Annotated in this window: 7 protein-coding genes; 4 read left to right on the top strand and 3 right to left on the bottom strand. The window is 69.6% G+C overall.

The features are described 5' to 3' along the window. Positions 1 to 1551: ABC transporter ATP-binding protein (locus A5702_RS08140; protein WP_068219738.1), on the bottom strand; the 1551-nt coding region annotated here is incomplete at its 3' end. Between the two features lie 183 nt (positions 1552 to 1734). On the opposite strand from A5702_RS08140, the gene A5702_RS08135 reads away from it, so the two are divergent. Both A5702_RS08135 and A5702_RS08130 read left to right on the top strand, forming a co-directional pair. Continuing rightward, a complete protein-coding gene (locus A5702_RS08135) occupies positions 1735 to 2292 on the top strand; it encodes a DUF3558 domain-containing protein (protein ID WP_055405497.1) in 558 nt (185 codons plus the stop codon). After that, positions 2289 to 2831, top strand: a complete 543-nt coding sequence (locus A5702_RS08130; protein WP_055405498.1) for a DUF3558 domain-containing protein — start codon at positions 2289 to 2291, stop codon at positions 2829 to 2831. The genes A5702_RS08135 and A5702_RS08130 overlap by 4 nt, the downstream gene beginning before the upstream one ends. A 4-nt stretch (positions 2832 to 2835) precedes the next feature. Here A5702_RS08130 and A5702_RS08125 read toward each other — a convergent pair whose 3' ends face one another. Together A5702_RS08125 and A5702_RS08120 are read right to left on the bottom strand one after the other, a co-directional pair. Next, on the bottom strand, positions 2836 to 3309 hold the full coding sequence (locus A5702_RS08125) for a histidine phosphatase family protein (protein ID WP_068219735.1): 474 nt from the start codon (positions 3307 to 3309) through the stop codon (positions 2836 to 2838). Between the two features lie 44 nt (positions 3310 to 3353). Further along, the gene (locus tag A5702_RS08120; RefSeq protein WP_068219712.1) at positions 3354 to 4724 is read right to left on the bottom strand and encodes an HNH endonuclease signature motif containing protein; all 1371 of its coding nucleotides are present in this window, start codon (positions 4722 to 4724) and stop codon (positions 3354 to 3356) included. A gap of 229 nt (positions 4725 to 4953) precedes the next feature. Here A5702_RS08120 and A5702_RS08115 point away from each other — a divergent pair, with 229 nt between their 5' ends. Together A5702_RS08115 and A5702_RS08110 are read left to right on the top strand one after the other, a co-directional pair. After that, positions 4954 to 6105 carry an exonuclease SbcCD subunit D gene (locus A5702_RS08115; RefSeq protein ID WP_068219709.1) on the top strand — a complete coding sequence of 384 codons (1152 nt, stop codon included), beginning with the start codon at positions 4954 to 4956 and terminating at the stop codon, positions 6103 to 6105. Further along, the gene (locus tag A5702_RS08110; protein ID WP_068219706.1) at positions 6102 to 8720 is read left to right on the top strand and encodes an AAA family ATPase; all 2619 of its coding nucleotides are present in this window, start codon (positions 6102 to 6104) and stop codon (positions 8718 to 8720) included. The genes A5702_RS08115 and A5702_RS08110 overlap by 4 nt, the downstream gene beginning before the upstream one ends. Positions 8721 to 8764: the final 44 nt, after the last annotated feature.

Below are 8764 nucleotides of genomic sequence, written 5' to 3'. Positions count from 1 at the left end.
CCGCGTGAGCGATGCGCGCACTCGCGCGTCGGTGTGCACGTCGAGCGCGCCGAACGAGTCGTCGAAGAGATAGATGGTGGGACGGCGGATGACCGCCCGCGCGATCGCCAGCCGTTGCCGCTGACCGCCGGAGAAGTTGATGCCGCCCTGGGCCACCCGCATCCGCAGCCCGTCATCGTGGGCGCGCACGAATCCCTCGGCGTCGGCCACTCGCAGCGCTTCCCACATCTCGACGTCGCTCGCGTCGGACTTGCCATACCGCAGGTTGTCGGCCACGGTCCCGGAGAACAGGTAGCCGCGCTGCGGAACCAGCCCGATCGCGGACCAGAGCCGCTCGGTCTGGTAGTCGCGGACGTCGACGTCGTCGACGAGGACGGCGCCGCCGGTCACGTCGTAGAGCCGGCAGATGAGCGACACCAGCGTCGACTTGCCCGACCCGGTGCTGCCGACGATGGCCGTGGTGGTTCCGGGCCGCGCCGTGAACGAAATGTCCTGCAGCACTGGGCGGTCGGCGCCCGGGTAGCTGAACGTCACGCCGGCCAGTCGCACTACTCCAGAAATGCCGCCGCGCGGGAAGGCCGGCGCCTGCGGGTCGTTGACCGCGGCCCGGGTGCCCAGCACCTCGGTGATGCGTTCGGCGCACACGGACGCTCGCGGCAGCACCACCAGCGTCATGGTCGCCATCAACACCGCCATCAGGATCTGGGTGAAGTAGGCCAGGAAGGCGGTCAGCGAGCCGACCTGCATCTGGCCGCGATCGATGCGCAACCCACCGAACCAGATCAGCGCGACGCTGGACACGTTGACGGTCAGCGTGGTCACCGGCAGCATCACCGCCTGCCAATTGCCGGCCGTCAGCGCGGTGTTCGACAACGCGGCGTTGGCGCGGGCGAACCGGTCGCGCTCGTAGCCTTCGCGCGCGAAGGCCCGGACCACCCGGACGCCGGACAGCTGGTCGCGCATCACCCGGTTGATGCCGTCGATCAGGAACTGCATCCGGCGGAACAGGGGCAGCATGTGCGACATCACCCAGTAATTGGCCACGGCCATGACGGGGACGCTGACCAGCAGCAGCCACGTCAGCGCGGCCTCTTGGTGGATGGCCATCAGGATTCCGCCGATGCACATGATCGGCGCGGTGACCAACACGGTGCTCGATATCTGAACCAGGTATTGGATCTGGCGGACGTCGTTGGTGCTGCGCGTCAGCAATGTGGGCGCACCGAAGCGGGCGGTCTCGTGCTCGGAGAAGGTGGTGATGTGGTTGAACATGGCCGCGCGCAGGTCCCGACCGAACCCCATCCCGGTCCGCGAGCCGAAGTAGACCGCCCCGATCGCGCACAGCGCCTGCAGCCCGGTGACCGAGAGCATGACCATGCCGAGCCGGACGATGGTCGCCGTGTCACCCTTGGCGACGCCCTCGTCGATGATCGCGGCGTTGACGGTGGGCAGGTACAGCGACGCCAGCGTGCTGATCAGCTGGAGCACCATCAGCACCGCGACCGGCCGCCGGTACGGCCGGATGTACTGGCGCAGCAGTGCCAGGAGCATTTCGTAAGCGTCGCACACGGGACGCCCGCCGGTGGCCAGCCACCGCCGGACGGCCCAATCCGCGCACCGCATCCGCCGGCGCGGCTGAAACGCCTGCTCAGGCGCGTCGGTGGTTGACCCGCTGAGCTGCCGCTACAGTGCATCGTGTGGACCGGCAGCAGGCTGAGCAAAAGCAGGGTAGCGGTGCGGCGTAACTCGAGGGCGCTGGCCGTTGCGGCGTCGGCCCTGGCGATTTTGGTCCCGGCGGTTGCCGCGTGCTCCGATTCCGGCGGCAACAAACCGGGGGCGACGTCCTCGTCCTCGCCCGGTAACTCCGAGGGTCATCACGGGCCGATGTTCCCGCAGTGCGGCGGCATCAGCGATCAGACGGTGGCGGAGCTGACCAAGGTAACCGGCCTGATCAACACCGCCAGGAACTCCGTCGGATGCCAGTGGCTGGCGGGCGGCGGCATCCTCGGCCCGCACTTCTCCTTCTCCTGGTATCGCGGAAGCCCGATCGGGCGCGAGCGCAAGACCGAGGAGCTGTCGCGCGCCAGCGTCGACGACATCAACATCAACGGCCACAGCGGGTTCATCGCCATCGGAAACGAGCCCAACCTCGGTGACTCGCTGTGCGAGGTGGGCATCCAGTTCCAGGATGACTTCTTCGAATGGTCGATCAGCTTCAGCCAGAAGCCGTTTCCGCCGCCCTGCGACATCGCCAAGGAACTGGCGCGCCAGTCGATTGCGAACTCGAAATGACCAGAAGAAGCGTCCGCGCCGCCGTAGCCGTCTTGATCACCTCGCTGGTGGTGATGACGGGTTGTTCGAGGTCGGTCGGCGGCACCGCCGTCAAGGCGGGGGGCCCGACCCGCAACAACAACTCCCAGCAGCAGTACCCGAACCTGCTCAAGGAGTGTGAGGTGCTCACCAGCGACATCCTGGCCAAGACGGTGGGCGCCGACCCGCTCGACATTCAGAGCACGTTCGTGGGCGCCATCTGCCGATGGCAGGCGGCCAACCCGGCGGGGCTGATCGACATCACCCGGTTCTGGTTCGAGCAGGGCAGCCTCAGCAACGAACGCAAGGTCGCCGACTTCTTGAAGTACAAAGTCGAGACGCGGAACATCGCCGGAATCGATTCGATCGTGATGCGCCCGGACGACCCGAACGGCGCGTGCGGGGTCGCCAGCGACGCCGCCGGGGTGGTCGGCTGGTGGGTCAATCCCCAGGCGCCCGGCATCGACGCGTGCGGTCAGGCCCTCAAGCTGATGGAGCTGACGCTGGCCACCAACTCGTAGCGGGCTAGCGCGGCACCTCGAACCCGATCAGTGCGGCGCGCCCGAGTTCGAGACCCTTCCAGCCGGACGGCACGGTCAGCACGGCGATAGCCGACGTCGGATACTTGACCGAAATCCGTTCGGCCGCAGCGGCATCGGTGCCCTCGCCGGCCAGTCCGAGGGCCAGGTCGGACATCGTCGGCTCGTGACCCACGACCAGCAGCGTCTGCACGTCGTCGCCGACCGCGGTGATCTCCTCGATCATGGTGCCGGCCGTAGCCCCGTACAGCCGCTCGCTATAGCGCACCGGCGCGTCGACGTGCGTGTTGGCCAACGTCTCTCGCGCGCGCGTCGCGGTCGAGCACAGCACGGCGTCGACGGCAGGGACGTTGGCGCGCAGCCAGTCACCGGCGAGCCCGGCTTCTCGGATGCCGCGCGGCGCCAACGGCCGCTCGTGGTCGGCTACGCCGGGCGGGTAATCGGATTTCGCGTGACGCATCAACAGCAGCGTGCGGTCATCTCCCACGGCAGACACGCTAATCCTTATGCCGCGTCGCCGTCGCCGTCGCCGTCGCGGAGGAGCTTTTCGGGGTGGTGGAAGGTGTTGGTGCGGGGCCGGCCCCTGTCGTGGTGGGGTGGGGGGATCCAGACGGTGTCACCTTTGGTGTTTTTGCGGGTGCGCCAGCCGCCGGGTGTGAGCAGGCGGTGATGGGGTCCGCAGGCGAAGGTGAGGTCGTTGATGTCGGTGCGGCGGCTGCGGGCGTAGTCGGTGACGTGGTGGACTTCGGACAGGTAGCCGGGCACGGTGCAGCCCGGGGCGGTGCAGCCGCGGTCCTTGGCGTAGAGCACGATCCGTTGGCCGGGGTTGGCGAGGCGTTTGGTGTGATACAGCGCCAGCGGTGTGGCGTCGTCGTCGAAGATGGCCAGGTAGTGATGCGCGTGGCGGGCCAGCCGGATCACGTCGCTGATCGGCAGGCGGGTGCCGCCGCCGGTGCGCCCGTGCCCGGCGGCGGTCTGCAGCTCCTGCAGGGTGGTGGTGATGATGATGGAGGCCGGTAACCCGTTGTGCCGGCCGAGTTTTCCCGAGGCCAACAGCGCGCGTGATGCCGCCAACAACGCATCGTGGTTGCGTTGGGCGGCGCTGCGCCCATCGTGATCAATGGCCTGCTGACTCGGGGTGCCGTCCACACACGGCGTGTCGTCGAGGGGGTTGCACATGCCGGGGGCGGCCAGCTTGGCCAGCACCGCCTCGAGGGTGGCCCGCAGCTCGGGGGTGAGCAGCCCGCGCAGCTCCGACATGCCATCGGCTTGTTGCTTGCCCAGGGTGAGGCCGCGGCGGCGGGCGCGCTCGGCGTCGCTGTAGGTGCCGTCGGGGTTAAGGCAATCGGCGACATGCTCGGCCAGCCCCGCCAATTGCTCGGGCCGATACTGCGTTCCATACCTGACGAGGTCGGCCTCCACGGCCGCCCGGGTGGGCGCATCCACCGCGGCGGGTAACTGGTGAAAAAACCGGCGGATCACCCCCACCTGCCCGGGGCCCAGGGCGCCGTCGCGTTGGGCGGCGGCGGTCGCGGGCAGGATCGGTGCTAAAGGTTCGCCGGTCAGCCCGTGCCGGGGTCCTAGGTCGACGGCTTCTTTCACCCGCCTCGACGCCTCGGCGCGGCTGATCAGCGTCGCCTCGGCAATCGCCTGCGGCAGGCTGCCACACAACTCCTCGGCCGTGGCCTGCCGGCCCAGGGTGTTGATCACCGGATGCTCGAGGGCCGGCAGCTGCCGGCGCACCCTTTCGCAGCGTTCCAGGTAGGCCAACTGCGCGCGGGTGCCCAGGGCATTGCAGTCGTAGCCGCGCAGAGTTTCCAAGGCGGCATCGATGGCGTCGAACGCCGCCGACACCGCCTCCGGATCAGTACTCATACCCCCGAACCTAGCGACCCCCACCGACAAAAACGCGCCCGAGAATCGCCATAGATTCACACTCGCGCAAAAACTTTCAAAACTTCGCCCGAGCCGTGCGGCCGCCGGACCAAAAAGCCGCAAAATACCCGCTCGGAGACCTGCCGGGCGAGGTCCCGCGTCTTGTCGGTGCGCGGACTTAAGCTCGCGATGCCCGGATAACCACGCAGTTCGAAAGGGGGCCGCCGCCATGCGATTCCTGCACACCGCCGACTGGCAGCTCGGCATGACGCGGCACTTCCTTGCCGGTGACGCCCAGCCGCGCTACTCCGCGGCCCGGCGCGACGCGGTGGCCGGTCTGGGAGCGCTGGCGGCGGAGGTTGGCGCCGAGTTCGTCGTGGTGTCCGGCGATGTCTTCGAGCACAATCAGCTTCCCCCGCAGGTCGTCGGGCAGAGCCTGGAAGCCATGCGCGCCATCGGGATTCCGGTCTACCTGCTGCCGGGCAACCACGACCCGCTGGACGCCTCGTCGGTCTACACCAGCGCGCTGTTCGCCGCCGAACGCCCCGACAACGTGGTGGTGCTCGACCGGGCCGGCATCCATCAGGTGCGGCCCGGTCTGGAGATCGTCGCCGCGCCGTGGCGATCCAAGGCCCCCACCACCGATTTGGTTGCGGAAGTTCTCGGCGGCCTGACGCCCGGGCCCGTCACCCGCATCCTCGTCGCCCACGGCGGGGTCGACATCCTCGACCCCGATCGCGACAAGCCCTCCCTGATCCGGCTCGCCGCGCTCGAGGACGCGCTGGCGGCCGGCGCCGTGCACTATGTCGCACTGGGGGACAAGCATTCGCGCACCGAGGTCGGCAACAGTGGCCGGGTCTGGTATTCGGGCGCGCCGGAGGTCACCAACTTCGACGACGTCGAATCGGATCCGGGCCATGTCCTCATCGTCGAGATCGACGAAGCCGACCCGCGCCGCCCCGTCACGGTGGAGCCGCGGCACGTCGGCCGCTGGCGGTTCGTCACCATGCACCGGCAGGTCGACACCAGCCGCGACATCGCCGACCTGGACCTGAATCTGGACCTGATGACCGACAAGGAGCGCACCGTGGTGCGGTTGGCGCTCACCGGATCGCTGACGGTCACCGACCGCGCCGCGCTGGATGCGTGTCTGGACAAGTACTCCCGCTTGTACGCCTGGCTCGGCCTGTGGGACCGCCGCACCGACCTGGCGGTCATCCCGGCCGACGGCGAATTCAGCGACCTCGGCATCGGGGGATTCGCCGCCGCGGCCGTCGACGAACTGGTGGCCACCGCCCGCGAGGGAGACTCCGAGCACGCCGTCGACGCGCAGGCCGCGCTGGCATTACTACTACGCCTCACCGATCGGGGCGCCGCATGAAGTTGCACCGCCTGATCCTGACGAACTACCGCGGCATCACGCACCGCGAGATCGACTTCCCCGACCACGGCGTCGTCGTGCTGTGCGGCGCCAACGAGGTCGGCAAGTCGTCGATGATCGAAGCCTTGGACCTGCTGCTGGAGGCCAGGGACCGCTCGACGAAGAAGGAAGTCAAGCAGGTCAAGCCCACCCACAGCGACGTCGGCTCCGAGGTGAGCGCCGAACTGAGTTGCGGCCCTTATCGATTCGTCTATCGCAAGCGGTTCCACAAGAAATGCGAAACCGAGCTGACGATTCAGGCGCCGCACCACGAGCAGCTCACCGGCGACGAGGCGCACGAACGGGTCCGCGCGATGCTCGCCGAAACGGTGGACAGCGACCTGTGGCATGCCCAGCGGGTGCTGCAGTCCGCGTCGACGGCCGCGGTGGATTTATCGGGCTGCGACGCGCTGTCGCGTGCGCTCGATGTGGCCGCCGGCGACACCGGCGCGCTGTCCGGCACCGAGCCGTTGCTCATCGAACGCATCGACGCGGAGTATGGGCGCTACTTCACCCCGACCGGGCGTCCCACCGGTGAATGGGCCGCGGCGATCACCCGGCTGGCCGACGCCGAGGCCGCGGTGGCGGAATGCGCCGCGGCGGTCGCCGAGGTCGACGAGCGGGTGAATCGGCACGCCGTCCTGACCGAACAGGTGGCCGAGCTCGAGCAGCAACGCGTCGCCGCAGGCCCCCGGCTCGTCGCCGCGCAGGAGGCCGCGGAAAGGATCGCCGAACTGACCGGCCAGGCGCGCGAGGCCGGGTTGGTCGCGACCGCCGCGGTGGCGACGAGCGCCGCGGCGACAACCGCGCACAACGCGCGGCTGCAACTACTCGCCGAAATCGACGCCCGCACAGCCGCTGTCGCGGCCGCCGAGGCCCAGGCACTGGAGGCCGTCGAAGCGTGCGGGGTGGCTCAGGTCGACGCCCAGACCGCCGCCGCCGCGGCTCAGGAAGCCGCCGAAGCCCTTGCGGACCTACAACGCCGCGCCGAATCCGCCCGCAACACCGTGGCTCAGCTCGCCAATCGCGACGAGGCCGAGCGGTTGAGCGCCCGGCTGGCCAAGGTTGACGCCATCCAACAAAACCGCGACCAAGTGTGCGCGGCGCTGGGCGAGATCGCCATCACCGAGCAGCTGCTGCGACGCATCGAGACCGCCGCGGCCGCTGTCGAGCGCATCGGCGACCAGCTGGCATCGACGTCCGCCGCCGTCGAGTTCACCGCCGCCGCAGCCATCGAGCTCGTCGTCGGCGACCAGCGAATCTCGTTGTCCGAGGGCGAGACCTGGTCCACCACGACCACCGGGCCCACCGCGGTCCGGGTCCCCGGCGTCCTCGCCGCGCGGATCACGCCCGGCGCGACGACGCTCGATGTGCAGGCGAAACACGATGCGGCACAACAAGAACTGGCTGCCGCCTTGGCCGCCGCCGTGGTGACCGATGTCGCCGCCGCTCGAGCCTCCGATCAGCAGCGCCGCGAACTGCAGAGCAGCCGCGACCAGTTGAGCGCCACCCTGGCCGGCCTGTGCGGTGACGAGGAGATCGACCAACTACGCGCCCGGCTCGAGCAGCTGCGCGCCGGGCAACCAGAGTCGGACCAGCCCGCGGCGGACATCGGCGCCGCCCGCGACGAACTCGCGGCCCTCGAAGCGGCGGTCTTGACGGCGACGGCCGAATCCGAGGACCACCGCCGGAGTGCCGCCGCCACCACCGCGCGGCTCACCGAGTTATCCACCCGCGCAACGGTTCTCCAGAACGCGCTGGAGACGCAGCGCGGCGAGCTCGGCGCCGCCACCGACCGGCTGGCCCATGAGCGGGCATCGGCCGGTGATGACGAGCTGGCGTCGGCGGCGGACACGGCGCTGCGGGCGGCACGGGCCGCCGAAGGCCGCCACGCCGAACTGGCAGGCGCGCTGGCGGCGGCGAACCCGAGCGCGGTGCAGGCCGAATTGGCCGCCGCGACAAAGCAAACGGAGGAACTGCGGGAGCGTTACGACGAGGCGGCCCGGGAGTTGCGCGAGACCACCATCGAACTGTCGGTGTTCGGCGGCGAGGGGCGCCAGGGCAAGCTCGACGCCGCGGAAACCGAACGTGAGCACGCCGTCAGCGAGCACATCCGGGTGGGCAGCCGGGCGCGCGCGGCGCGGTTGTTGCGGTCGGTGATGACGCGCCACCGCGACACCACCCGCCAGCGGTACGTCGAGCCCTACCGCGCCGAACTGCAACGGCTCGGGCGGCCGGTGTTCGGCCCCACCTTCGAGGTCGACATCGACAGCGACCTGTGCATCCGCAGCCGCACGCTCAATGGCGTCACGGTGCCCTACGAATCGTTGTCGGGCGGAGCCAAGGAGCAGCTCGGCATCCTCGCGCGGCTGGCCGGCGCGGCCATGGTCGCCAAGGAGGACGCCGTCCCGGTGGTCGTCGACGACGCGCTGGGGTTCAGCGATCCCGACCGGCTGGCGAAGATGGGCGAGGTCTTCGACACGGTGGGCACGCACGGGCAGGTGATCGTGCTGACCTGCAGCCCCGACCGGTACGACGGCGTCAAGGGCGCGCACCGCATCGATCTCAGCGCCTAGCCCGGGGCCTGAACTGCGCCAATCCGGCTCACGGGCAGAATGGG

Origin of the sequence: Mycobacterium sp. E3339 (assembly GCF_001666915.1) — a bacterium.
Lineage (GTDB): Bacteria > Actinomycetota > Actinomycetes > Mycobacteriales > Mycobacteriaceae > Mycobacterium.
Note: the sequence above shows the minus strand (reverse complement) of the source record. Positions and strands in the feature narration are given on the sequence as shown.